This is a genomic window from Acinetobacter sp. ANC 5600 (assembly GCF_002018395.1).
In the GTDB taxonomy this organism is placed as follows: domain Bacteria; phylum Pseudomonadota; class Gammaproteobacteria; order Pseudomonadales; family Moraxellaceae; genus Acinetobacter; species Acinetobacter amyesii.
Genome location: NZ_MVKW01000002.1, coordinates 388,811 through 414,549, shown reverse-complemented (window position 1 = coordinate 414,549; position 25,739 = coordinate 388,811). Strand labels below are relative to the sequence as shown.

At 41.0% G+C, this 25,739-nt stretch carries 18 protein-coding genes and 1 pseudogene; 10 read left to right on the top strand and 9 right to left on the bottom strand.

Annotation, left to right across the window (positions count from 1 at the left end; genetic code table 11):
- Positions 1-6: 6 nt before the first annotated feature.
- The 3 genes from B1201_RS05805 (at position 7) to B1201_RS05795 (ending at position 2,752) form a co-directional block, all read left to right on the top strand.
- A complete protein-coding gene (locus tag B1201_RS05805) occupies positions 7-963 on the top strand; it encodes an RsiV family protein (RefSeq protein WP_078192691.1) in 957 nt (318 codons plus the stop codon).
- 8 nt (positions 964-971) lie between these two features.
- Positions 972-1,793, top strand: a complete 822-nt coding sequence (locus tag B1201_RS05800) for a TatD family hydrolase (protein WP_078192690.1) — start codon at positions 972-974, stop codon at positions 1,791-1,793.
- A gap of 152 nt (positions 1,794-1,945) precedes the next feature.
- Entirely contained in the window at positions 1,946-2,752 is an 807-nt protein-coding gene (locus tag B1201_RS05795; RefSeq protein WP_078189642.1) for an enoyl-ACP reductase FabI, read from the top strand.
- A 150-nt stretch (positions 2,753-2,902) separates the two neighbouring features.
- Here the strand turns inward: B1201_RS05795 and secB are convergent, their stop codons facing one another.
- The 4 genes from secB to rsgA form a co-directional block, all read right to left on the bottom strand.
- Positions 2,903-3,358: a protein-export chaperone SecB gene (secB, locus tag B1201_RS05790; protein WP_078189641.1), complete on the bottom strand. Its 456-nt coding sequence runs from the start codon at positions 3,356-3,358 to the stop codon at positions 2,903-2,905.
- Positions 3,359-3,398: 40 nt separating this feature from the next.
- Positions 3,399-3,653 (bottom strand): glutaredoxin 3, encoded by a 255-nt coding sequence (gene grxC / locus B1201_RS05785; RefSeq protein WP_078192689.1) that lies wholly within the window; start codon positions 3,651-3,653, stop codon positions 3,399-3,401.
- A gap of 20 nt (positions 3,654-3,673) precedes the next feature.
- On the bottom strand, positions 3,674-4,081 hold the full coding sequence (locus B1201_RS05780) for a rhodanese-like domain-containing protein (RefSeq protein WP_078189639.1): 408 nt from the start codon (positions 4,079-4,081) through the stop codon (positions 3,674-3,676).
- Between the two features lie 93 nt (positions 4,082-4,174).
- The gene (gene rsgA / locus B1201_RS05775; RefSeq protein ID WP_078192688.1) at positions 4,175-5,233 is read right to left on the bottom strand and encodes a ribosome small subunit-dependent GTPase A; all 1,059 of its coding nucleotides are present in this window, start codon (positions 5,231-5,233) and stop codon (positions 4,175-4,177) included.
- A gap of 126 nt (positions 5,234-5,359) precedes the next feature.
- Here rsgA and orn point away from each other — a divergent pair, with 126 nt between their 5' ends.
- The gene (orn, locus tag B1201_RS05770) at positions 5,360-5,917 is read left to right on the top strand and encodes an oligoribonuclease (protein ID WP_067763591.1); all 558 of its coding nucleotides are present in this window, start codon (positions 5,360-5,362) and stop codon (positions 5,915-5,917) included.
- A 56-nt stretch (positions 5,918-5,973) separates the two neighbouring features.
- On the opposite strand, the gene B1201_RS05765 is transcribed toward orn, so the two are convergent.
- Positions 5,974-6,414: a GNAT family N-acetyltransferase gene (locus B1201_RS05765; RefSeq protein WP_078192687.1), complete on the bottom strand. Its 441-nt coding sequence runs from the start codon at positions 6,412-6,414 to the stop codon at positions 5,974-5,976.
- A gap of 199 nt (positions 6,415-6,613) precedes the next feature.
- Between B1201_RS05765 and B1201_RS05760 the strand changes: the two genes are divergently transcribed.
- The 5 genes from B1201_RS05760 to B1201_RS05740 all read left to right on the top strand — a co-directional run bounded on the left by B1201_RS05760 (position 6,614) and on the right by B1201_RS05740 (position 18,345).
- Positions 6,614-7,384 carry a ThiF family adenylyltransferase gene (locus tag B1201_RS05760; RefSeq protein WP_078192686.1) on the top strand — a complete coding sequence of 257 codons (771 nt, stop codon included), beginning with the start codon at positions 6,614-6,616 and terminating at the stop codon, positions 7,382-7,384.
- A gap of 115 nt (positions 7,385-7,499) precedes the next feature.
- Positions 7,500-9,314 (top strand): tetratricopeptide repeat protein, encoded by a 1,815-nt coding sequence (locus tag B1201_RS05755; protein WP_078192685.1) that lies wholly within the window; start codon positions 7,500-7,502, stop codon positions 9,312-9,314.
- A 236-nt stretch (positions 9,315-9,550) separates the two neighbouring features.
- Positions 9,551-12,967 (top strand): type VI secretion system Vgr family protein, encoded by a 3,417-nt coding sequence (locus B1201_RS05750; RefSeq protein ID WP_078192684.1) that lies wholly within the window; start codon positions 9,551-9,553, stop codon positions 12,965-12,967.
- Positions 12,968-13,031: 64 nt separating this feature from the next.
- Positions 13,032-18,086, top strand: coding sequence for an RHS repeat-associated core domain-containing protein (locus B1201_RS05745; protein ID WP_078192683.1), 5,055 nt, complete (start codon positions 13,032-13,034; stop codon positions 18,084-18,086).
- 1 nt (position 18,087) lies between these two features.
- Entirely contained in the window at positions 18,088-18,345 is a 258-nt protein-coding gene (locus B1201_RS05740) for a hypothetical protein (protein WP_078192682.1), read from the top strand.
- Positions 18,346-18,497: 152 nt separating this feature from the next.
- On the opposite strand, the pseudogene B1201_RS05735 reads toward B1201_RS05740, so the two are convergent.
- Positions 18,498-19,429: pseudogene (locus tag B1201_RS05735) on the bottom strand (IS5 family transposase).
- Positions 19,430-19,926: 497 nt separating this feature from the next.
- Here B1201_RS05735 and B1201_RS05725 point away from each other — a divergent pair.
- Positions 19,927-20,916, top strand: a complete 990-nt coding sequence (locus tag B1201_RS05725; RefSeq protein WP_078192680.1) for a hypothetical protein — start codon at positions 19,927-19,929, stop codon at positions 20,914-20,916.
- Positions 20,917-20,945: 29 nt separating this feature from the next.
- Here the strand turns inward: B1201_RS05725 and B1201_RS05720 are convergent, their stop codons facing one another.
- From B1201_RS05720 to B1201_RS05710, 3 genes are read right to left on the bottom strand one after another with little or no spacing between them, the layout of a single operon-like run.
- Entirely contained in the window at positions 20,946-22,349 is a 1,404-nt protein-coding gene (locus B1201_RS05720; protein WP_078192679.1) for an efflux transporter outer membrane subunit, read from the bottom strand.
- A 10-nt stretch (positions 22,350-22,359) separates the two neighbouring features.
- A complete protein-coding gene (locus B1201_RS05715; RefSeq protein WP_078192678.1) occupies positions 22,360-24,339 on the bottom strand; it encodes a MacB family efflux pump subunit in 1,980 nt (659 codons plus the stop codon).
- A gap of 2 nt (positions 24,340-24,341) precedes the next feature.
- Complete coding sequence (locus B1201_RS05710; protein WP_078192677.1) at positions 24,342-25,694, bottom strand: MacA family efflux pump subunit; 1,353 nt, start codon at positions 25,692-25,694, stop codon at positions 24,342-24,344.
- Positions 25,695-25,739: the final 45 nt, after the last annotated feature.

The following is a 25,739-nucleotide window of genomic DNA, read 5'->3' as shown; positions in this document are numbered from 1 at the left end:
GAAGCAATGGTGCAAAAAAATAAAATTTGGGCAAGCTCAATATTGGCAGTTTCTGTTGCATTCACGGCGTGTCAGCCACAACAAGCTGAACCTGAAAAAAAGCCGGATCAAGCCAAAACTGAACAGCCAGATTTGAGTGCAAAACTGATTGGTGATGCGGAAAAATTACAACTGAATTTACCTGAATGTGATGGCGGGGTCTGTCCTGAAATTTCAGTTGAACGCTTAAACAGTAATCAAGCCTTTATTGATGAATTTATTGATGCGGAAATTCTAAAACAGTTAGGCGAAATTTTATCTGTTTCGCCTTTAGAAGATAAGACGCTGAGCACTGATGCTCCCGCTGCAAGTGGAGTTCCTGCAGCGTCTGAAGCAAAATCTGCTTTGGCAAATGTTGAAACGCCCAAATTAAAATTGGAAAAAGCCACGCAGCCTTATATGCAAGCGTTCTTAAAGTTAGATAAAGAATTGAAATCTTTAAGTGCCAATCAGCAAATCAGTTTGATGATTAAACCTAAAATATTAAATGCTGAAAAACCCTTGGCAACAGTGGTTTTAAATACCAGTTCATATTTAGGTGGAGCGCATGGTTCTTCTGCACAGCAATATTATAACTTTGATTTAAGCACTCAAAAATTGGTGCAGCTCAACGACATATTATTGCCAAATCAACGTGCTGAGCTTGAAAAGCGGGGCTATGAAGTATTTAAAACTTGGGTGAAAGATGCCAAGTTGGCAGACAATATTCAAGAATACGAACAGATTTGGAAATTTAAACTGTCTGATAATTTTTATCTGAGTCAGCAAGGTTTAATTTTGCAATATGCCGAATATGAAATTGGGCCGTATGTGGTGGGTTTACCACGTTTGACCATTCCGTATGATCAATTGCAAAGTGTATTGAAAAAGCAATATCTACCTCCAGTTGAAGTTGTTGAAGCCTCAGCCGCAAAAGCAAATTAATTAGTGCAATGACTTACTCACTGTTTGATACGCATACGCATTTTGATGTTCCCGATTTTGACGCTGATCGGGAACAGTTGGCGTATGCTGCCAAACAGGCGGGTGTCGATGCGTTAGTATTGATTGGTTTTGTACAGTCACGTTTTCACGATTTGCTGCAAACCCAAGAGTTTTTAGATCGTTTATCCAATGCTCCCAAAAGCTATTTAGCTCCCGGCTTACATCCGTTTTATATTGAGCAACATCGTGCAGAACATTTGCTCGACGTGGAACAGATGCTAAAGCAGCATGATTGTGTTGCTGTCGGTGAGATAGGTTTAGATACTTTTTTGAAACAGCATAAACAGCCTGAACTTTTTCAAAAGCAGCAGCAGTATTTTTCCGCACAACTTGAATTAGCACAGCAGTTTGATAAACCAATATTGCTGCATATTCGTAAATCCCATGCGGAGGTGCTTTCGATGTTGAAAAAGCATCAATTTAAGCTCGGTGGTATTGCACATGCATTTAGTGGTGGTGTTGAAGAAGCGAAGGCATTTACCAAGCTAGGTTTTAAAATTGGTGTAACGGGGCAAATCACCAATCCCAATGCAAAAAAATTACATCAAGTGGTTCAGACTTTAGGGGCGGCACATTTGGTCTTAGAAACCGACTGTCCCGATATGACACCCTTATGTTGTCAGCATTCGACGGAAGGGCGTACCCGTAATACGCCGGTCAATTTGCCCTATGTCTTGCAGGGGTTAGCTCAGAGTTTAAATCGTACCGAATCTGAGATTGCAGATATATTATGGACTAATTCATTACAAGCATTGCATCTGGACGCTTAAGCGGCCAATAAATATTGACGCCGCTTGATTGAATCTGATTTTATTCGCATCGTGCATGCAATGCTGGTTTTCTAAAAAAAGGCGCATTATGCAATTTCTAAAATGCTTTAGACTTGGCATTATGCTGTTAAATTATTTTGAGTGAGTTTCACATGGCACAAGGACTATTGGCTGGCAAACGCTTTTTAATCGCGGGTATTGCAAGTAAGTTATCAATCGCATTTGGTATTGCGCAAGCTTTACATCGCGAAGGTGCAGAACTGGCTTTTACTTATCCAAACGAAAAATTAAAAAAACGTGTAGATGATTTTGCTGAACAATTTGGTTCAACTTTAGTTTTCCCATGTGATGTAGCAGTGGACGCTGAAATTGATACCGCTTTTGCTGAACTTGCTAAACATTGGGATGGTCTAGATGGTGTTGTGCATTCAATTGGTTTTGCACCGGCACATACTTTAGATGGCGATTTCACTGATATTACCGACCGTGAAGGTTTTAAAATTGCTCACGACATCAGCGCATATAGCTTTATTGCGATGGCTCGTGCGGCAAAACCTTTATTGGCTGCACGTCAAGGTTGCTTATTGACGCTGACTTACCAAGGTTCTGAACGCGTAATGCCAAACTATAACGTTATGGGTATGGCAAAAGCGTCACTAGAAGCAGGCGTACGTTATTTGGCAACAAGTCTTGGTGCTGAAGGTATTCGTGTAAATGCGATTTCAGCAGGTCCGATTCGTACCTTAGCGGCTTCAGGGATTAAATCTTTCCGTAAAATGTTAGACCTAAATGAAAAAGTCGCACCGCTTAAACGCAATGTCACCATTGAAGATGTCGGTAATGCAGCATTGTTCCTTTGCTCGCCTTGGGCAAATGGTATTACAGGTGAAATTTTGTATGTTGATGCTGGCTTTAATACTGTAGGTATGAGCGCTGATCTAATGGCAGATGCTGAGTAATTTGCTCCTCCCTTTTTAAAAGGGAGGGTGGGAGGGATTTTGTTAAGTAGAAGTAAATCCCCCTCATTCCCCCTTTTAGTAAAGGGGGAAGCTAAAAAGCAATAAAAAAGACCGCTAAAAGCGGTCTTTTTTAGATTTGAAGATAAGCGATTAAGCTTGGCCTTCAGCAGCCGTTTGCGCACGTTGCAAATTCGCTTCAAATTCAGCATCGAAGTTAATTGGTGTAAGCAATAATTGTGGGAAGCTGCCTTTAGTAACCATATCGTTCACTGCTTCACGTAGGAATGGGAACAAGATATTTGGGCAGTAAGCACCAAGAATGTACGGAAGGCGTTCTTCTTCAACGCTATCGATCAGGAAGATACCTGCTTGAGTAACGTCAACGATAAATGCAGTGTCACCCGCATTGTTCGCTTGAACGACAACTTTCAGTGAAACTTCGAAGTGTGTTGGATCAACTTTTTCTGCAGAAGAAGAAAGGTTGATATTTAGTTCAGGCTGCCATTCTTTAGTAAATACTTGAGCCCCAGGTACTTCGAAAGAAATATCTTTCGTATAAATACGCTCTAATGCCAATTGTGGTTGAGCTTGTTGTTCTTCACTCATTGTTTATTCCTTAATATGAGGTGACGATTTATGTTTAGAATTAAGATAGCATGCTGTCGAGTTTGCCTTCACGCTCTAAAGCATAAAGTTGATCAAAACCGCCAATAAACTGATCATTAATAAAAATTTGAGGAACGGTACGGTGGTTGGTGCGTTGCATCAATTCAACACGTACTTCAGGCGCTTCATTTGATAAATTAATTTCTTTATAAGCCACGCCTTTACGCTCTAGGAGCTGTTTTGCACGAATGCAGTAAGGACATACAGTTGTTGAATAAATCGTAACTTCAGCCATGTTAATCTCCTAAGAAGCGCTTATTTGCTTTTAACTAGAGGTAAGCCTTGAGCTTTCCAGTTGCTAATGCCGCCGTCTAAACGGTATGCATCTGCATGACCGACTTGTTGCAATGCAGAACCTGCCACTTGACCAAGGTTACATACAAAAACCAACGGGCGATCAGAAGTTTTTAACTCTTCAATGTGTTTTGTAATTTGGCTATATGGAATATTACGGCTACCGCTAATATGACCTTCGCGGAAGTCTTTCGCATCACGTAAGTCAATCAATTGAGCATTTTTAGCTTTAACTAAAATCCCTAAAGATTGAGGTGAAATTTTGCGACCATTACGCTGGCCTTCAAGAATAAAGAACAGCACGACCAATACAGCCAGCGTTCCAAATAAGAAGGGGTGATTCCCCATAAATTCGAACCAACGTTCCACAATTCACCTAACTACAATTTTAAATTGCCAAGAGTATAGCCCATAAATATGGTGATCAAAATCACCCCTTCAAGGGCATGAACAGAATAAAAATTAATTTTTTTGCTGCGCTTCCGTGATTTCGTCGATCAGACGTAAATAACTGTCTAATCGGCGCGGTAAAATTTCGCCATTTTGAGCCGCCATTCTAAGCGCACATTGCTTTTCATGTTTATGCGTACAGTTACGGAACTGGCAATAGCCCAAATGTGACTCAATCTCAGGGAAACCTTGTTGAACTTTTTCAAGTTCTAAGTGCCATAAACCAAATTCACGGATTCCTGGTGAATCAATCAATGCAGAACCTTCACCAAACGCAATTAAGCGCGTAGAGGTGGTGGTGTGCTGACCGAGCGCGGAGTTTTCCGAAATAATATTGGTTTTTTGCGCAGCATCCGGAACAATGGCATTAATTAAAGTGCTCTTACCAACCCCAGACTGACCTACAAATGCGACAGTTTCACCAGAAAGTCGAGCAGAAAGTGTGCTTAAGTCACCATCGGATTGGGTTTGCATGACCTCATAGCCCAAGTCACGATATTCTTGTAATAGCGTTAAGATCGGATCGTTGTCTTTAAGCAAGTCGGATTTATTTAAGACCAATAATGCTGGAATATCGGCATCTGCACAGGCCACTAAATAGCGGTCAATCAGGCCAGGTGCTGGCTCAGGAAGCGGTGCAAATACAATCACAATCAGGCTGACATTGGCTGCGACAGGTTTCACTTTGTGATAACGGTCAGGGCGTGTCAGTAAAGATTGGCGTGGATGAATCGCGGTAATAATCCCTAAACCTGTAATCGGGTCAGCTTGCCATTTGACACGGTCACCCGTCACCAATAATTCGAGATTGGTACGGGTATGGCAGCGCCAAACACTGCCTAATTCGATGGGTTTCCAATGTGGTTCAGGTTCACCAGCTTGCACAATAGGTTTTTCAGGATGTTGGTCGGGTGTAGACAGCGCTTGAACTTCAAGTTGACGACCATAATGTTGGACGACCAAGCCTTCCAAATCTGCAGAAGTATCGATTTCTTCCTGACGAGATTTATGTTGCTTCTGAATGCGACGTTGCTGCTGTTCAGTCAGTCGGCGCTTACGAATTAAAGCCATTCATATCCTAAAAAAACCGTGAAAACTAGATGGCAAAAATAGCATGAAAGCAGGGTCTATTTACAGCGCAAGCCCAATAAATTTGCTACTATGTTTATTTTTACAGCCTAATAAGATTGCACATTTATGAGCAGCACACCTGATACACGCCTGATTTGGATTGACCTTGAAATGACAGGTCTAGATACAGATAACGACCAGATTATTGAAGTTGCAACAATTGTGACGGATGATAATTTAAATATTCTGGCGGAAGGGCCTGTGCTTGCGGTACATCAGTCTGACCGTGTGCTCAATGCAATGGATGAATGGAATACTCGCCAACATGGTCAATCAGGCCTAATCGAACGTGTACGTCGTAGTAAATTAACAGCACAAGATGCTGAACAGCAAACTTTAGAATTTTTGAAAAAATGGGTGAATCCAAAATCATCACCAATGTGCGGTAACTCAATTTGCCAAGATCGTCGTTTCTTGCATCGTTTAATGCCTGAAATGGAACAATACTTCCACTACCGTAATCTCGATGTATCATCAGTGAAAGAATTGGCGAAACGCTGGCGCCCAGAGATCATGGGTGGCTTGAAAAAGAATGCTTCACATTTAGCGATGGATGATATCCGAGACTCGATTGCAGAGCTCAAATACTACCGTGAATATTTCTTTATTATGAATAAAGACTAAGGTTGTGAGATCGAAAAAGAGGCGAAAGCCTCTTTTTTTTATCCGAGAAATTTTCTCTATCGTTGATAGACGTTGGCTTGATGAATCTCGAGAAAACTTGCAGGTTGAGCCAAATCGGTAAAGCCAAATTGACGATATAAACCATGTGCATCTGCCGTTGCAAGCAACATGCGTCTTAGATCTGCGGCGCCACATTTTTCAAATAAAGTACTCACAATTAATTTTGAATAGCCTTTGCCTCGATGCTCATCGGCGACATAAATATCGGCTAAATAAGCAAAAGTTGCATAATCCGTAATAGCACGACCAAAACCGATGAGTTCATCATCGAGAAGTAGAGCCACGGCCAAAGAGTTTTCAATCGCTTTTTTCACCACATTTTTCGGAATATCTTTTGACCAATAGGTATGGCTTAAAAAGCGATGCACGGTGTCTAAATCCATTTCATTTTTGTCATCGGTAATTTTTAAATTATTTGGCAGAGGATGGATGTCCATGGCAATACACACTTGAGTTTTAGATTTATGGTTATACTTTTTAAAGCAGACCTCCGTTCACTGTAAATGTTTATTTTGATGGATTTAGACCTGATGCGAATGCCGCTCTGTTGCGCTGTCTGCTGAATTGCGTTTTATCAAAGAAAATAAGTAGCGAATTTGCTAAAATGGCGGCTGATTTAACACAGCTTCCAAACCTATGACTGAACTGCTCCAAGATGATGAATATGACCGCCGTTTTGCTGGCGTAGCCAAAATATATAGTGATGAAAGTTTTCATCATTATGAAAAAAGTCATGTCATGGTGATTGGGATTGGTGGTGTAGGCTCATGGGCGGTCGAAGCTTTAGCGCGTACTGGTATTGGTGAGCTGACCTTGGTCGATATGGATGTCGTTGCTGCATCGAATATTAATCGACAATTGCCTGCCATGAGCACGACACTGGGACATGAAAAAATTGAAGTGATGGCAGAGCGCTGCCGTGCGATTAATCCCCGAATCAAAATAAATTTAATTGATGATTATCTCACACCTGAAAATGTGAAAGAAATATTAGCCGGCAATCCCGATTTAATTTTAGATTGTATTGATGACGTGAAAGCGAAATTCGCCCTCATGTTACATTGTCGTTTTAATAAAATTCCGTTGATTGTCTCGGGTGGTGCAGGCGGTAAACTCGATCCATTAAAAATTCGTGTGGCGGATTTATCTAAAACTGAGCAAGACCCGATGTTAGCGAAATTGCGTACACAATTACGCGGCAAGGGCATTTGTAAAAAGCCGAAAGAAAAGTTTGGGATTACCTGTGTTTATTCAATTGATAATCCATTTTCCAGTGCTGATGTTTGTCCAAGTGCAGGCTTACGTTGTGGTGGATATGGTTCAGCAGTAGTGGTGACGTCCAGCTTTGCGATGGTGGCTGTGTCAGAGGTGCTCAAAAAACTTGATGCAAAACGAGCAAAAGCATGACTGCTATCGCATTTTGAAAAAAATAAAGCACCGAATTCGGTGCTTTTTTTGTATATAGAATTAAAATCAGACACAATGTTGGAATAATTAAAATATTGATTTTTTTGGGGCGAGTATGTGGTTTTTACTGATACTAATTTTGGGGATGGGAGCACTTGCGTTTTGGATGTGGAAAAGACCCGATCCAGTTAAACGCGATCAGGCTAAAGCGGTTGGGCATGACTTGTGGATAGACCAATTAGATGCACAGCTGAAATTTGCAGAACGCTTAATGCTTGATGCACCAACCGACTATGCGCGTGCCTATGAGTTGTATCAAAATTTAGCCAAACAGCATGAAATTCCGCAGGCCTATGTCGCTATGGGGCAGATGCATTTACAAGGCTTAGGCCGAGAAGTCAGTGTGGAAAATGCGCTGGCTTTATTGGAAAAAGCCAATAGTTTAGGTAGTGATGATGCTGCATATGTGTTGGGGCAAGTTGAAGAAGGTATCTATGGCGGTGTGCCCAATATTGAAAAAGCGCAATACTGGTATCGACATGCGATTTCACGCGGTCATTTGGATGCACAATATCGACTCGCCGAACTAAACCCAGAAGATCAGACACATGCCGAGCAGCAACATTTAGATTTGTTGCAAAAAAATGCGGACAATGGACATGCCAATTCACAGTATCAATTGGCACAGTTCTATTTAAAACAAGCCACGCCAAATATTGCTCTGGGATTGGAATATTTACTGAAAGCCGCCCAACAAGACCATATGGCGGCTATTCAGCAATTGCAGCAGTTCTATGCTCAAGGAAAGTATCTTGCGCAAAATGATGAAAAGTCATTGCAATATTTAAAGCGAGGATTGCTACTCGGGCACCAGCAGCAGTTGTATGAATATTATCAAGCAGTATTGATGGGTAAAGTCGACGTCGATCAGCGTCAGCGGGTTTATCATGACCTTTTGCAGCAGGCCAAAGAGCACAAAGTTGCGGCAGCCAGCCGATTATTAGGCATTGCACATTTTCATGGTTGGTACTTGGAGAAGCAGGAAACTTTAGGTTTTCGCTTTCTGACCGAAGCTGCTCAACTTAAAGATGCTGATGCAATTAGTCTTATTGCAGCGCTGTATTTTGAAAAGTATTTGGTTAGTGATGATCCGCAAAAAGCATTTGAGTTATATCAAACAGCGTATCAATTCAAACCATTATTCATTAACCAAGTCGGTTTGGCACTATGCTACCTACATGGGGTCGGTGTTGAGCGAAATATCAAGCAAGCGCAGCAACTTTTAGTTGAAGCGGCAAGACACTTAAATGATATGTCCATTACTTGTGTCGCCGATCAGAATTATGTGATTGGACGTTTTTATGCATTGCCAGAATATCCTTTACCACATCGTGATCAGTGTCTGAGTTATCTGGAAAAAGCTGCAGAACAAGGTTCGCAGGATGCTGCTTGGTATCTCTATCGTTTAGCTGTGGAAAATATCTTGCCTGATCTACAATTTGATGATGCTCAAAGCCAGCGAGTATTGTTGAAGGCGGCAAAATTAGGCCATCCTGATGCACTCACGCAACTGGGTCTGGTTAATTTAAAAGGACAATGGGGAACACAAGATTTCCAACAAGCGTTGCAGTATTTCTCGCAAGCGGCAGCATTGGGAAATGTGACTGCCTTGTACCAGCTTGGTGAAATGTCAGAACATGGTTTAGGTGTACAGCAAGATTTAACCCTAGCGCATAGCTATTATGCACAAGCGGCTCAGGGGATGAATGCTGCGGCGTTAACGCGATTGGGCTATTTATATATTCATGGCATGGGCGTAGAGCGTGATCTTAAAATTGCACAGCAATATTTGGAAAAAGCGGCCTTACAAGGCTATGTCGAAGCACAAGAACAATTGGAGAATATTCACGCATTTTTAAATACCAATTAATCGTGATGCAAGGCAGTAAGGTGGTATGAAGAGACCTGAAGTTTAGTTTGATGGTCTCTACATTTTTTTAATGCAGAAATAAATAGAGTAAAAATAACATAAAGAATTGATGTAGAAATTTGAATTTTTAATTACATAAAACCCAAAAAAGCAGGCAGATTATGCCTAGAAAAATATGAGTTTTTTTGATTAAATACCCCGCATATTTTATAAAAATCTGATTTTAGATAATAACGATGCTGAACAATATTTATTCTGCACTTGAGAAATTGGGCATTAGTCCACAAAAACGTGCCTTGCATATTCAATTTTCCAATACCACGCTGAATGAACAAGTATTCTTGCAACGTATTGATGGGGAACATGCCTTAAGTGAAGGTTTGAATGTTCAGCTCATCTGTCTCTCAACTTCTGCCACGCTCGAACTGAAACAATTTATTGGTACACAAGTCGCAATCGATCAGGTAACCGATGCGGGTCAACTTTTTCGTATTACCGGGATCATTACAGAAGCATTTCAAGGCCAAAGTGATGGTGCATTAACGCTATATAAGTTGACCTTAGAAGATGCAACGGCATTGTGGCATAAGCGTCGTAATAGCCGCGTGTTTATGAATAAATCGGTCAAAGATGTGGTCGAGATTATTTTTAAGGAATGGCAAAAAAAGAGCCCACTTTTTGCAGCGAGCTTAAGTTTGGACTTAAGTGGCTTAAAAAAAGAGTATGACGTTCGACCATTCATGATGCAAAGTAATGAAACCGACTATGATTTTATTACTCGCTTACTACGCAGTGAAGGCATTCATTGGTTGGTTGATGAAGCTCAATCTTTTGTAACATCGTCTGCGGCACCCATCGCAGCCCAAAAGCTACGTTTGATTGATGATAATAGTCAATATCAAGCTTTGGAGCGACGTAATATCCGTTTTCATCGCAGTAGTGCGACTGAAAAAAATGACAGTATGACCAGTTTTATCGGTCAGCGCAGTCTGCAGCCGACGTCGGTACATGTGCAGCGGTGGCAGGCGGATGTGCTTGAACAGGACGAGGGGGGTGGTGCAGTACAAAGCAAGCACCTACATAGTCAAAATCAAGATAATGCGAGCTTAAGCTTAGAGCAGGCATGGCATGTGAGCCCTGCATGGACGCAAGATCTGAATGGTGAAGATGCTGCAACAGCTTCTAATAGTGCTCAAGTAGAACGTCTCAATCAAAATTTTAGTGATTATTATGCAGCTCAAGCCAAACAATTTATTGCTAAAAGTACCGTACGTGATACGCAAGTTGGTTATTGGTTCAAATTGGATGAGCATCCAGAGATTGACCAGCATCGTGGTGCCGATCAAGAATTTTTGATTTTATCTAAGTCTTTTTATAATCAAAATAATTTACCCAAAGACTTAACCGATCAAGTTACACAACTGATCCATCAAAGTCAGTGGCAAGTCAAACAAAGCGATGCGGATGAACGCCAAGCCAATACCTTGGCTTTGCAACGTCGAAATATTACGACCGTTCCTGAATTTAATCCACTTACACATCGACCAGTAACACATCCGCAGCGTGCCAAAGTTGTGGGGCCTGCCGGTGAAGAAATCCATGTTGATGAATGGGGGCGGATAAAAGTTCGTTTTCTGTTTACCCGTTCTGATGATCATGGCCATGATGGAGGTGCAGGTGCCAATAACAACGATACTGACTCGGCTTGGGTTGATGTACTGACGCCTTGGGCCGGCGAAGGTTATGGCGCACGCTTCTTACCTCGAATTGGTGAAATAGTCGTCGTTGATTTCTTTGATGGCAACATTGACCGACCTTTTGTCGTGGGTCGTATTCATGAAGCGCAGCGTAGTCCCACTAAATTTGACAATAAAGGACAATTACCCGATACCAAAAAACTCGCGGGAATTCGTTCTAAAGAAGTGGCGGGAGAGGGATTTGGTCAATTACGCTTTGATGACACCACGGGACAAATTAGTACGCAGTTGCAAAGTAGCCATGGTGCGAGCCAACTGAACCTCGGTAAGCTCAGTCATCCAAAAGATAAAGCAGAAAGTGAAGATCGGGGTGAAGGTTTTGAGCTGCGGACCGATCAATGGGGGGCAGTACGAGCTGGACAAGGTTTATTGGTGTCGACTTATAAACAGGAAAAGGCCAATGGTGAACATTTAGATGCAGAGATTGCAAGAACACAGCTGGAGACGAGTCATAGTAATAGTAAGTCTTTAAGTGATATTGCAAAGCAACAAAAAACAGATGAAATTGAATCTGTTGAACAGCTCAAAGCTTTTGCCAGTGAAATAGAAAAAGATATCGCTAAATTTAAAAAAGCCATTCTTTTACTTAACTCAGTGGATGGTATTGCACTGAGTACACCAGAGGATATTCATTTATCAGCAACAGGCATGATCAACCAAATTGCCGGTGATAGCATTAACCTGAGTACGCAAAAAAATATTGTGGGACAAGCTTTAGGTAAGGTTAGCTTATTTGCAGCTCAAGGTGGTATTAAAGCAATAGCAGCGCAAAGTAAAGTCGAAATTCAGGCACAGTCTGATGCTTTGGATATTTTGGCAAAAAAAGGAATTACGATTTCTTCTACTGAGGACAAAATAGAGATTAGCAGTCCGAAAGAGATTGTGATCACAGGAGCTTCTTCTCAAATTACTTTAAATGGCTCGGGAATTCTTGCTAAGACAGGCGGTAAATTTGAAGTAAATGCAGGGCAGCATCTATTTAAACCAGCATCGAGTGCTAGCAAGTCTGCACAACTTCCTGCTTCTAATCCGATGAAAGGGGCCTTAGAACTGCTTAAGAGCTATGGTGGTCAAGATTTCTTTAGCGGAACTGGATTTAAAGTGATTGATGCTTTGGGCAAGCAAGTTACAGGAAAATTAGACGGCAATGGCTTTGCTCAAGTAACGGGTATTGCACCGGGACCCGCGAAAGTGGAGTTTGATAAAGATCCACGCAGTGCGTGGGATCAGTCTAGTCACTTTAATCGCAACTATGATTGGGCGGAAAAAGTGGTACCAGGCGCTTCGGACTTTTTACAAAATACATTGGGTTCGTTGGGGCAAAATTTAACATCACAGTTAAAAGATAATCTCTTTAATTTAAATGCCGATTCTTTAAAAAATATAGGAAAAAATGCATTAAAAGATGTTGGTGGACAGGCATTAAATCAATTTAAAGACCAAGTCACCAATTCCGCACTATCTGCAATTTCATCGAAACTCAACTTGGGACTTTCTGCTTCACAAATGGCAAGTTTGGGTCAGGGTGCACAAGGCTTATCCAGCGTATTAGGTGGAAGTGGAATGAGTAACGGCATCGTTTCTGGGTCAACTGCTGCCGCAGTTCAGAACTCACAAGCAACCATTGATAAGGACATTGTGGGCCGTAAAATTTCTTATTCCACACGCGCATTGACCTATACAGAAACCATTCGAGAAGGCTCTGCAACGCCCGCGAATGTGACAGCTGCACCAGTCGCGGTGCCTAAAGTGCCTGAAATAAAAGTAGCGGAAGCTGCACCAGAAAAAGCGATACCTGTCCTTGCTAGTGATGATGATTGGGTGGACCGGAAACAATATTCAAGTCCTTACCTCACTTACAGTGAAACCACACGACCGAAAAAGAACAATGGTTAGCATTTGCTAAAGCTAGCGTCAAACACAGTTTTAAATATTTAGAATTTGAGTAATAGGTTTTTACATGACAACTGAGCAAAATGTTCAACAAGAACAACAGACAACAACTAAGCCAGCAGTTGAACTGGCGATTTTTAACTTAGAGAGTGTGACGCATACTGAAGATCATAAGTTTATTGCACATCAAATTCAGGATTATTTAAAAGCGTGTGGTAATACAAGTTTAGAGCAGTTAAAAGCCAAAGCAAATGTCCCTACTGTAGCCAATATTTTTGCACTTTCAGGTGCAGTGTTGGACTTACTATTATTTGCAACCGATCCAGAACAAGGTGATGCCGCTGTACAAAAAATAGCAGTGCTGAGTATGAACCTAATAGGTTTGTATTTAGAACCTAAAGCTGAAGCGCATGTGCGTATGGCATTGCGTCCTTTGTTGGGGCTAATGGCTGAAAAGCTCTATCCAGAAAATGGCAAAATTCAAGAGGCCGATCTTCGCCGTATGTCTTTGCATCTGAATGCACAGATTGCAGGGGATTTAGAAAAGTTTCTGACTGAAACACAGGCCAAACTACCTAGCCTGCTTTCAGGTGCGACAAATTTAGGAACATCAATATTAAACACTTTTGCAGCACCTATTCAGTCGGGGCTGGTTTCACCGACTATTAGCTTTGGTGCAAGTGCTGAAAAACGAGATCCGGCAGAACAATTTAGCAATTGGGCAAAACCGCTGATTGATTTAAGTAAAACCAGCGCACTTGCCAATATGCTACCTAAAATAAGGAAAGAACAAACAGGCACGCTGCTACAAACTCAAGCAACTCAGGCATTGAGTTCATTTCCAAATGAAATTCAACGTCAAGCTAACGCAAGTCTAAAATACAGTTTGGCATGGCTAATTCAAGAAACCTTAAAAGCCATTAAAACTCAAGGTAACAAAGCCAATGCCAGTGTGCCGATTAATCAAACTGGCGAGCATGAGCAGCATACGACGGGCGATACTTTAGAGTTTTTAGCTTTACAGGCTGACGCATTGAATGATTCGACTTGTTCGATTCCAAATGAGGATGCTACACCTAGTGATTCAGCAACTGATAACAGTATTAGTTATGCTATAGGTGCTGAACGGGTCAATCACACCGATTTTAATTTACCTAAAGTGGGTTTTAGCTTTAGCCGTCAATATAATTCGCAAATGCATGAGTTTGATGGCAGCATGATGGGCGCGCGTTGGATGATGCCTTTTTCGAATGTCATCATCCAAAATAGAAACGGCTATTTGTTTATTGATAGTAATGGGCGCAAGCATCAGCTACCAGATTCAATTACCTATGAAGCATACACGGTGCCTTATGAAGGCTTTACGGTAGAACCTTTAGAAAATGAAGATTTGCTACTAAACTTTGGTTCAGCGTGGAGTTTCCATTTTCACAGCTTTAATGGCGGAAAACACTATCAGTTGATTCAGCAATTCAATGAAGAAACAGATGAAAAAGTTGCTTTAAGTTATTTACTATTTGAACAGCAGGCTTATCTGCAAAGTATTGATTTTCAATTGAAGAAAGCTAAACACCAGCTCAAGTTTGCCTTTAATGATCAAGTAAAAGTTATCGCTGCTTTTGTGGATGAACAGGCAGAGCCAGTGTCACGTTATGAATATGATACGCAAGGCAATTTAATTAAGGCTGTAGATCAAAATGGTCACGTGCGCAGCTATGAATATAATGATGCGCATCAGCTAACCCGTTATACCGACCGTACAGGGCGTGGGCAAAATATTCGTTATGAATCCAAAGAAGCGAATGCCAAAGCCATAGCAGAATGGGCAGATGACGGCAGCTTTAAGACCCGTTTGGAGTGGCATCCACGACTGCGCCAAGTTGCTGTATATGATGCTTATGATGTGCCGACCTATTACTATTTTGACTTAGATGGTTTTACCTATCGCACACGCTTAGCCGATGGCCGTGAAAAATGGCTATCGCGTGACAGTCAAAAACGCATTACCCGTCAAATTGATTTTGCAGGCCTAGAAACCGAACAAGTTTATAACGAGCAAGATCAGCTGATTAAAATTGTACAGCCGAATGGCGGCATCATCCGTTTTGCCTATGATGAAGCAGGAAATTTGACGGAAACTAAAGATCCAGAAGGTCATATTTGGAAAAAAGAATACGATGCAGACGGTAATGTAACGAAGGAAATTAATCCTTTAGGTCATAGCACGCAATATAAATACAACAACGATAATCAAATTGTCGAAATCATTGATGCCAAAGGCGGCGCTAAAAAAATTCAATACAATGATTTGGGGCAAATGACCGCATATAGCGATTGTTCAGGTAAAGAAAGCGCATGGGAATACGATGAAGAAGGCGCACTGACGGCCAAGCAGTCTGCTGATGCGCAGCAAGTCAAATATATCTACAGCTCAGAAGGTAAAGACAAAGGTCAGCTTAAAGCAATTGTTTATCCTGATGGTTTAAAAGAACAATTTGAGCATGATGAAGAAGGGCGCTTGCTCAAGCATACGGATACCAAAGGTTTAAGTACGCAGTACCGTTATAATGCTGCGGGTTTGCTCGAACAGCGTATAGATGCGAACCGTCATCAAATTGGCTACCAATGGGATCAGCAAGGCCGTATTCAAAAGCTGATCAATCAAAATCATGCAGAATATTTATTTGAATATAACCGTTATGGTCAATTGGCGCGTGAACAAGCCTTTGATGGCGAAGAAAAGCACTATAGCTACAATGAAAACGGTCAGCTGTTCCAAATCCGTCAGCCGAATGTGTTTACTCAATTTGCATATTTTGCAGATGGCGCAATCGCTTCGAAAACTTATACCCATGTGCAAACACGTGTAAGCCAAACAGAAGAATTTGAATACAACCTGAATCATCAGTTGAGCAAGGCGACGAATAAAGACAGTCAAATCGATTTTTATCGCAATCCGCTTGGCCAATTGGTACGTGAACATCAGCACTACAAGGTGCCAAATTTAAAGCCGCTGACTGCAGTACTGCGTTATGAGTATGATGAGTTAGGTAATTTAACAAAAACCATCCGCCCCGATGGACAAGTGCAAACTAATTTGAATTATGGTTCCGGGCATATCTATGGCATCGCCTTTAACCAACAAGACATGGTGGCATTTCAGCGCGATGATTTACACCGTGAAACTGCGCGGATGCTCGCCAATGGATTGGTTCAAACCAAAAATTATAATGATGTGGGTTTACTCAGTTCGCAGCTGATTCAGCCAGAGCAAGAGACTTTAGGGCGAGTACAGCATCAGGCGGAACGACATTATCAATATGATCAAAATTATTTGCTCACCCAAGTAAATGACAGCCGATTAGGTAAGCTGACGTATCAGTATGATGCCATTGGCCGTTTAACACAGAGTAAAAGCCTACATCAAACAGAAAACTTTGCTTTTGACCCAGCAGGAAATTTGATTGACCCAATTGCCACGCAAACATCTCAAGTGAAAAGTAATTTGATATCGCAATATAAAGGCAAAAATTATAAATACGATGCACAAGGTAATGTGGTTGAAACTAACCATGCAGGTAAAACATTAAAACTGACGTGGGATAACCTGAACCGTTTGATTCGCAGTGATCATAATGGTCAAGTGACTGAATATGGGTATGATGTATTTGGACGGCGTTTATACAAGAAAAATCAAAATGCGCAAACCCTGACCTTATTTGGCTGGGACGGTGACTTGATGATTTGGGAGTCACAACAATCTAATGACTTTGAAGAAAACTACACCAAACATTATGTCTATGAACCGCAGAGTTTTGTACCGCTGCTGCAAACGGGCTATACAGGTTTTATCAAGCTTTTAGAAACCCCTGACTATGCTCAATTTCAGCATGAAGATTATTCGGTTTATAAAGATCCGCTATGGAAAACGGAAACACGAAAAAATAAAGCTGAATTGGAGCGGGTGCTTTTTTATCACTGTGACCAAGTTGGTACACCACAAACGCTTAGTAATGAGCGAGGTGAATGTATTTGGGAAATTAAGCAGAATGTATGGGGTGACGCTTTAGAAATAAAGGCTTCTCATAATTTACTTGAGCAAAGCAATCTTCGCTTCCAAGGGCAATATTATGATGGAGAGACTGGCTTACATTATAACCGTTACCGTTATTATGAGCCGCATAGTGCAAGGTATGTGAGTAAAGATCCGATTGGACTAGCTGGCGGACTTAATAATTTAGCTTATGTAAGTGATCCGAATCAGTGGGTAGATCCGATGGGGTTGATGGGTGGGAAAGATAATGGATTATTTTGGTTAACTGATTCTGCCAGCGAGGAAAGCAACAATCAAATTAAGAATATGGTGCAACAATCTAGAAATAATCCAAATAATAAAACCCAACTAGAATTAATACAAAGTGATGCGGAAAAAGGGAGGGTTTTAAGAGCAAATACGCCTGCTGTAAGTCCTACAGAAAGTCAAAGAAATGATTTTCCTGTAATCAATAATAGTAGAGGTAGCAGTAACGGTGGAGTATTAGCAAAATTACTTCCAAATACTATGTCACCTTTGGCTAAAGATCCGCAACTCGCTCAGGATTTAAAGGCTCAAGGTGCTATGAGAAATAATAACCTAGGAGCTGTAGCCGTAGCGGGTTATGCCCCTTATGCTATTGTAGGTGGAAAAGAGGCAGCACCAGTGGTTTTAAAAGTAGGTCGAGAAGGAATAAAAAGTATACCGAGTTTATCGAAAACGGCTTTACAAAATGCGAAAAATATATCGGCAACGCCAGTGGGACAGGCTGTGGTAAAAACAACTGGTGGTAGTGTACTGGTGGATAGTAGTTTACAAGCAAAAGATATGTATAAATGTAAATGTTTACAATGGGATGGATCTAGATCTTTAGTTGCCGTAGGTACGGGAGCTGCTTTTGGAGCTTGGGGGGGGGCGATGGCACAAACAGCTAAAGTTCCATTTGTTGGTACAACGGGTGTGCCTACAGCCATTGCTGGAAAAAATACTGGTGGATTAGTAATTTGGGCAAATCAATTTGCATTACAACAAACATCATCTAGAGCAATTAATAGTAGCACCTCTGATGATAAGAAGCAGGATAAATAAAATGTTAACAATTCTAGTTGAAGTAATTTTATCATTTTTTATATCCAATTATGAATCTGAAAATTATCCTTATCTAGCAGGTTTCATAAAGGGAATAGTTTTAGGTATATCAGCTTTCCTCTTGGGGATGTTGATTGATGTTATTAATGATAAAATTATGGAAACACATTTGATAATATTATATTTCATTACTTGCATTGGTATAGGAATAATAGGAGGGCTATTTTTTATGTTTTTTACTTGGTTCACTAAAAAATAATACTAATAACATAAACGCTTGGTGTGACGGTTTTAAAAGCATAAAGGAACCGATTAACTGCACAAAAGACATAAATTTGACCTACAGTTACTTTTAAAAGGCTTTGTTGCACAAAGATTTGAAATACAAAGCCCCCCCTAATTGAGCCAAATTTAAGGCGTAACTTGGGTAAGTGGTCGACCTAATTCCGTAAATCTGTTAAGGACTGCTCCACGTGCATGGATCTCATTCACTTGGCTATCAAAACTCCTTGCACAGAGTTTATCTCCTAATAATTTAATGCAATGCATCTTAGTTTCAACCAAACTTCGCCGATGATAGCCTGACCATTTTTTCCATAGTGTCCGGCCTAAACGTTTAATTGTTCGAAATAATTCATTCCCTCTAGCGAGCTACTCTTTGTATCTTTCCATGGTTTCGCATTTTTTCTAGGTGGAATCACCGCATCCTCTTGCCGATCTGCAATGACCTGACGGCATTGCTTGGTGTCATAAGCTCCATCAGTATAAACAGAGTCAATCCGCTCATCTTGTGGAATCTGATTAAGTAAATCACCAAGCACCTGTGAATCACTGACATTATTGTTTGTAAGCTGAACTGCTCGTATTTGTAGGGTTTTAGCATCTATACCAATATGAAGTTTACGCCATTGGCGACGATATTCAGGTCCATGTTTCTTGCGCTTCCATTCGCTCTCACCTCGAAACTTCATGCCTGTAGACTCCATGAGTAAATGCAGCCCATCGCTACTTTTTTGTTAGCTGATTACAATATCAATATGCTTTTGTCTTCTACAAAGCGTGGTGTAATCTGGAGCTATCCAATTTAATCCGCAAATTTTAATCAGACTTTGCATAAAGCCAGTAACCATACGTAAAGACAGACGAAATAAGGATTTAATTATTAAGCAGCATTGGATGGCTGCGTCGGAGTAGGTTTGATTTCGCCCTTGTTTGCCTTTTGATGGCGCATACCATTGCGTAGCAGGATCAAACCAAAGGGCAATATTTCCGCGACTCATGAGTGCTCGGTTATATGCGGGCCAATTGGTTGTGCGGTAGATTTTGTGTGTAGGTTTCTTCATTTGAAAATTATATCGCTGAAAAAGCCTTTACAGATAGGTTTGTTCAACAAAGCCATTGTACTCCCTCAAAATTTTGATCTAGTAAATTTTTTAATATTCTTTTCTGCGATTTTTACTTTTTATTTATGTATATTATTAAAAGTTCCGCAGCTTCGTTAATATATCTCAGTGAAAACTCTGAACAAGTTTTTGATCTGTATGGCTTTAAAAATCCTCAAGAAATATATCTATTTACTGCACGACATGAAGATACATCAGAGAAATTAATTTTAGAGTCTATTTACGATTATCGAAAAGTTATTAAAGATGATCCTTATCCTGAGGATTATTCTGATAAGAAATGAAAAAGTCTATTTTATCTTTAATTGCATATTTTGCCCAAGATAATGATATCCAAAAATGGATTCGTAAATGTTTATTATCAACGGATCAAAGTATAATTAGGTTTGATACTATTCAACAACAAATGTTGGGCCTAAAGTCGGTATACAATTAATATGAAAAGTAAAATAAAAAATCATGACTTTGGTTATGATGTATTTAAACAGGATGTTCCTTTTTCTCAGTTAGATGAAGGAGACGTTCTACTTAAACCAGAAAATGATTCTAAACGTAATCATAATTGGTCATTTGTTAGCATGAATGATGATTATATCGAATTGATTGATCAATCTTATGCAAGGTTAGGAAAAGGAATAAGTTTATTAATTCCAATGTTTCCATTATTTTTATTTTTATTTTACTACATTGGTATTCTTTCTTTTCTTGATAATTCTAGTGTAGGAGAGGCTTTTTTTTTCCTTATAGCTGTACTTTTTGTAATAGGACTTCCTTGTGTTGCATTTCTACGTCCTTACTTTAAATATGATCATAAACAACCTATTTGTAAGCCTGTTCTTTTTAATAGAAAAACAGGTAAAGTTTTTTTCTATATTAATGATCAAGAATATATAGAAAAGAAATGGACAGATGTAGTTTATATTATGGGCAGTAGTTTTGGGTTGTCTGGCATTCCATTACGAGAGCTTCGGGCACATATCATCGAAGACGGCATCCTAAAACATACCTTTGTGATTGGCTTTCCAATGATTGGAATATTTCGTACTCAAGGTTTATGGACTTTTATTTGTCATTTTATGATGAAAGGACCAGAGGAGCTTTACCCCAAACCGCATCCTATGTACGGTACCATCGATCCGTTTACCCAACTAACCTATTGTCAAAAGGTCGTGGGTGCAAAAGAAAGTTGGAGAGATACATGGAAATCATTTCGAATCATTTATCATTATAATTGGGTTCCAGCTTTATTTGCTTATCCATTTGATGTGTGTAACTTTGTTGCACGAAGAATTTTATTGCATATCAAACCATTGCCCGTTTGGCATGAAGATGTAGTACGAAAAAACAAAATGGATTTAGAGCGCCCAGAGGAAATCAGCGCAAAAGATAATTTTGAATTTACGATGTTTAAAATGATGGATAAATAAAAAGCCCTTTCGGGCTTTTTATAAAGAACTTAAGGCAACTGCTTAATCGGACTACCACCCAACGCCTGCATTAAAGTCACATAAGCATTATATTGACTCTGCTTGGTTTGAACCAAAGACAGTCGCGCATTACGTGTGGTCTCCTGTGCATCAAGCAAGTTTTTCAACGCAATTGCACCATTACGATAACGCACTTCAGTCAAACGCTCAGTCTTTTCTGCAAGCTGCACATTACGCTCTTGCAAAGCAACTTGTTGACTTAACTCAGTACGATTGGATAGCGCATTTTCCACATCGGCAAAAGCCTGATACAAGGTCTGACGATATTGAATAATAGATTTTTCATAATCTAAATCGCTAATCGCAAGGTCTTTCTTCATATCGTTATATTGCAAGAAAGGTAAGCTTAAACTTGCACCCAAAGCCAAAGCAGGGTTTTGTAATAAATTACTCAAAGAGGTACTACTCGAGCCTAAACTGCCAGTCAAACTAATCGAAGGGTAATAACTCGCTTTCGTTGCATCTTTATTTGCCAAAGCTTTACGTAATCTTAATTCGCTCGCTTGTAAATCTGGACGGCGAGACAACAACTCGGCTGGTAAACCCGCTGCAATCGTCGGTAATGCAATTCGAGGTAAACGCTGCGGCTCTGAAATATTCAGTTGTTGCACAGGTTGATGCAATAACACAGCCAATGCAGTACGTGTTTCCACTTTTTGTTGGGCAATTTGGCTTAAGGTCGCTTTTTGACTTTGTACCGACTGTTCCGCTTGGGTTAGATCTAAACCTGAAACGGCGCCGGCTTTATATTGCACTTTGACTAAGTCATAGGTTTTTTGCGTACTGGCTAAGTTTTGCTGCGCAATACTGTAGCGCTCATTTAAATAACCAAGCTGCCAATATAAGTTTGCTGTTGTCGCAATCAAACTTTGGGCAGTGGCTTGCAGGTCTTGTTCAGTTGCTAAAGCTTCCCATTTTGCGGCCTCAGTCTGGCTAGCCAAACGACCAAATAAATCTACTTCATAACTGACGCCACCACTGAGTGATACACCTTTTGATGAGTCATCACCTGAGTTAAGGTCAAAGTTATGTCCAGTAGAGACACTTGAACTCACGCGTGGCCCTTGTTTATTTTCAGCTAAACCTGCTTGTAGTCGAGCTTGCTGTAAATTAATACCTGCAACAGCAAGGTCTGTATTGGCAGCTAAAACTTGATTCACCAACTGGTTTAATTGAGCATCATTAAACAATGTCCACCATTGGTCAGCATAAGTATCTGCATGAACTTGCTGACTCATGGCTTTCGCATTTTGAAATTGCGTCGGGATTTGTGTTGCAGGGGCTTCATAAGGCGTCTTAACCACAGCGGCACAGCCGACTAAGCTACTTCCGAGAATGAAGGCACTTGCAAGTTTACTTAAGGTCATTTGCATCATTATTTCCTTATTCGCGAGAAAGCGCATCGACAGGGTTAAGCTGTGCGGCATTACGTGCAGGAATAAAGCCAAACACAATACCAATCATACTTGAGCAGACAAATGCAGCTACGATAGACGTCGTTGAATAGGCCATTTGGAATGTTCCACCGGCAAAATGACTAATCAATTGTCCAATACCTAAAGATAATAAAACCCCAAGCACCCCGCCTAAGATACATACCAACACCGCCTCAATCAGGAACTGCTGTAAAATGTCACTTTGACGGGCACCCACAGCCATACGTACACCAATTTCTTGAGTACGCTCCGTCACAGAAACCAACATAATGTTCATGACCCCAATACCACCGACGATCAATGAAATCACCGCAATTGCAGAAACTAACAAGGTCATCGTTTGAGTAGTTTGTTGAATGGTTTCACGGATACTATCGGAGTTTTGTGTAAAGACATCTTGCGCGCCATGACGTTGCACTAACAAGTTTAATATGGCGTTTTCAGCAGCAGCACTTGGGTATTCATCTTTCACTCGAACAATAATGCTGCGCACATTCGACTGACCTAGCATACGACTCATGACCGTTGAATAGGGCAAATACACATTCAGGCTATCTGAGTTACCCATCATGCTTTTTTGTTCTTCGATCACGCCAATGATACGGCTTGGCACACTGCCTAATAATATCACTTGCCCCACAGGGTTGGTGCCATCGGCAAAGAAAGTATTTTTAGTATTACTATCAATCACCACATCTTGCGCTTGCTCAGTCACACTTTCTTTATCAAAAGGTTGACCCGAAGCGAAGTTCATTCCTTTGACATAGAAGAAATCTTCACTCACGCCATTCACTGTGGTCGACGCTTCTGTGTCTTTAAAACGTGCTGTGACAGATGAATTGACCGAAGGACTAACGCCATCGACATAAGGCTGCTCAGCAAGGGCCGTCGCATCGGCTGGAACCAATGTTTTTACTTGGGAGGATCTGGAATTATCACCAAAGCCTCGACCTTGATACACCGTGATGGTATTGGTCCCCAAGCTGCTGATATTTTCTAAAATCTGCTTTTGTGAACCATTACCCAAGGCCACAACGGATACCACCGAGGCAATACCGATAATAATCCCAAGCATGGTAAGAAAAGTCCGCATACGGTGAGCATTCATGGCGAGGATCGCCATACGGAATGCTTCACCTAAACGGTCAACGGCTGAGCGCCAGCTCGAGGTTTTTTTCTGGGTATTTGGAACGAGTTGTTGCTTTTCTAAAGGTTTATCATCTGTTTCAGGTACATTGGGCTGATCTGAGATGATATTACCGTCAGAAATTTCAATAATTCGAGTCGCATTTTTTGCAACATTATGGTCGTGCGTGACCAAAATAATGGTATGACCTTTGGCATTGAGTTCGCGCAAAATCCGCATCACTTCAATACCACTATTCTTATCCAATGCACCGGTGGGTTCATCGGCAAGAATAACATCGCCACCATTCATGAGGGCACGCGCAATCGATACACGTTGTTGCTGACCACCCGAGAGTTGGCTCGGACGGTTTTGGGTTTTTTCACCCAGTCCAAGATCGGTTAGTAGTTGCTTGGCACGTGCATTGCGTTCGGTTGCATCTGCACCGGCATAGATTGCGGGAACTTCAACGTTACCTGCAGCATTCAAATCACCGAGTAAGTGATAACGCTGGAAAATAAAGCCAAAATATTCACGGCGCAATTGTGCTAATTCATCAGGTTCAAGCTCACGCGTTTCGCGCCCTTTGACTTTGTAGCTGCCATTTGTGGGTTTATCAAGGCACCCCAAAATGTTCATGAGGGTAGATTTACCAGAACCGGACTGACCTACAATTGCTACCAGTTCACCTGGGTAAATCTCAAGATTCACCCCTTTTAGAATCTGGACTGTGCTTTCACCGGCAGGGAATTCACGCGTCAGATTCTTGACCTCGAGTAGAGGTGTTTGATGTTGACTCATGATTACATTCTCATTGGGCCGCCAGCACCACCACGGTTGCTGCGTTTCGCTGAATCATTAGAGGTATCTGAACCGTCGGCAATCACGACTTTGTCACCTTGTTTTAAGCCACGGATCACTTGTGCGGTCACACGGTTATTTAAACCGAGTAATACCTGTTGTGGTTGAGCTGAACCATCGGCTTGTAGTACACGAACCATCGCAACGCTGGCTTTACCTTGTTTGACCAATGTTTTTTCAGCTTCAGTCAGTTCTAAACGTTTAGGACGGTTTGGAGTGTCTTTGTTCGATCTAGCTTCTGCGCTGGCTTTTTTATCAGCAGATTCACCATTTGCAGATGCATTATTACGGCTACGTTGTGGACGGTTCGAGGTTTGAACGGCTGCGGCAGGTACAGTCAAGACATTCTTGGCTTCATCTAAAATGATATACACCTGAGCGGTCATATCGATACGCAATTTACCGTCTTCATTTGGGACATCAAATAACGCATTGTAGTAAACCGCAGTACTTGAAGACGAAGAGGTGTTGTTGTTACTTTCGGTGTTAATTGAGTTTGGCGCAGGTTCAACTTGGCGCAGGGTAGCATAGTGTTTTGTTTCACTGTCGCCCAAGGTTGTAAAATAAACGTTTTGACCTTCTTGGACTTTCATCACATCTGCTTCAGAAATTTCAGCTTTAATGGTCATGGTGTCGAGTTTTGCCAATTTCACAATGGTTGGCGCACTTTGGTTGGCATTTACGGTTTGACCTTCTTCAGTCACAATCGCCACGATGGTTCCATCCATAGGTGCAACAATTTGTGTATAGCCTAAGTCTTCTTTTGCAGTCGCTAAAGTTAAACGTGATTGTTCGATTTGTGCATTAATGGCTGCAATATCAGCTTGCGCAGTTTTATAACTTGCTAGCGCAGATTCAAGTTCTGCACGACTAGTCGCGTCTTGAGCGTACATTGCTTGTTGACGATTATATTCAGCTTGGACTTTTGCAAGATTTGCTTGTTTAACTGCCAATTGCGCTTGTTGGTTTTTGATGCTGGCTTCTGCAGTTTTTAAATCATTTTCCTGACGTACCGAGTCAATACGGGCAATCAGCTGACCTTGTTTCACTTCATCACCGAGCTGCACATACATCTTTTTCACCTGACCAGAAACCTGTGCACCAACACTCACCATTTTGGTTGCTTCAAGTACACCTGTTGCAAGCACAGTGTTTTCAATGTCACCACGACTCACTTCAGCAGTAATATATTGCGGCTGAGTTTCTTTAGGTTTTAGGAAATGCCATGCAGTGACAGCGATTGCCAAAGCAACGATGATGGCTACGATCAATTTTGCTGGTTTTATTTTTGGCATGATTGGCAGTTAAAAGTTTATAAAGATGAATGAATTATAAGATTT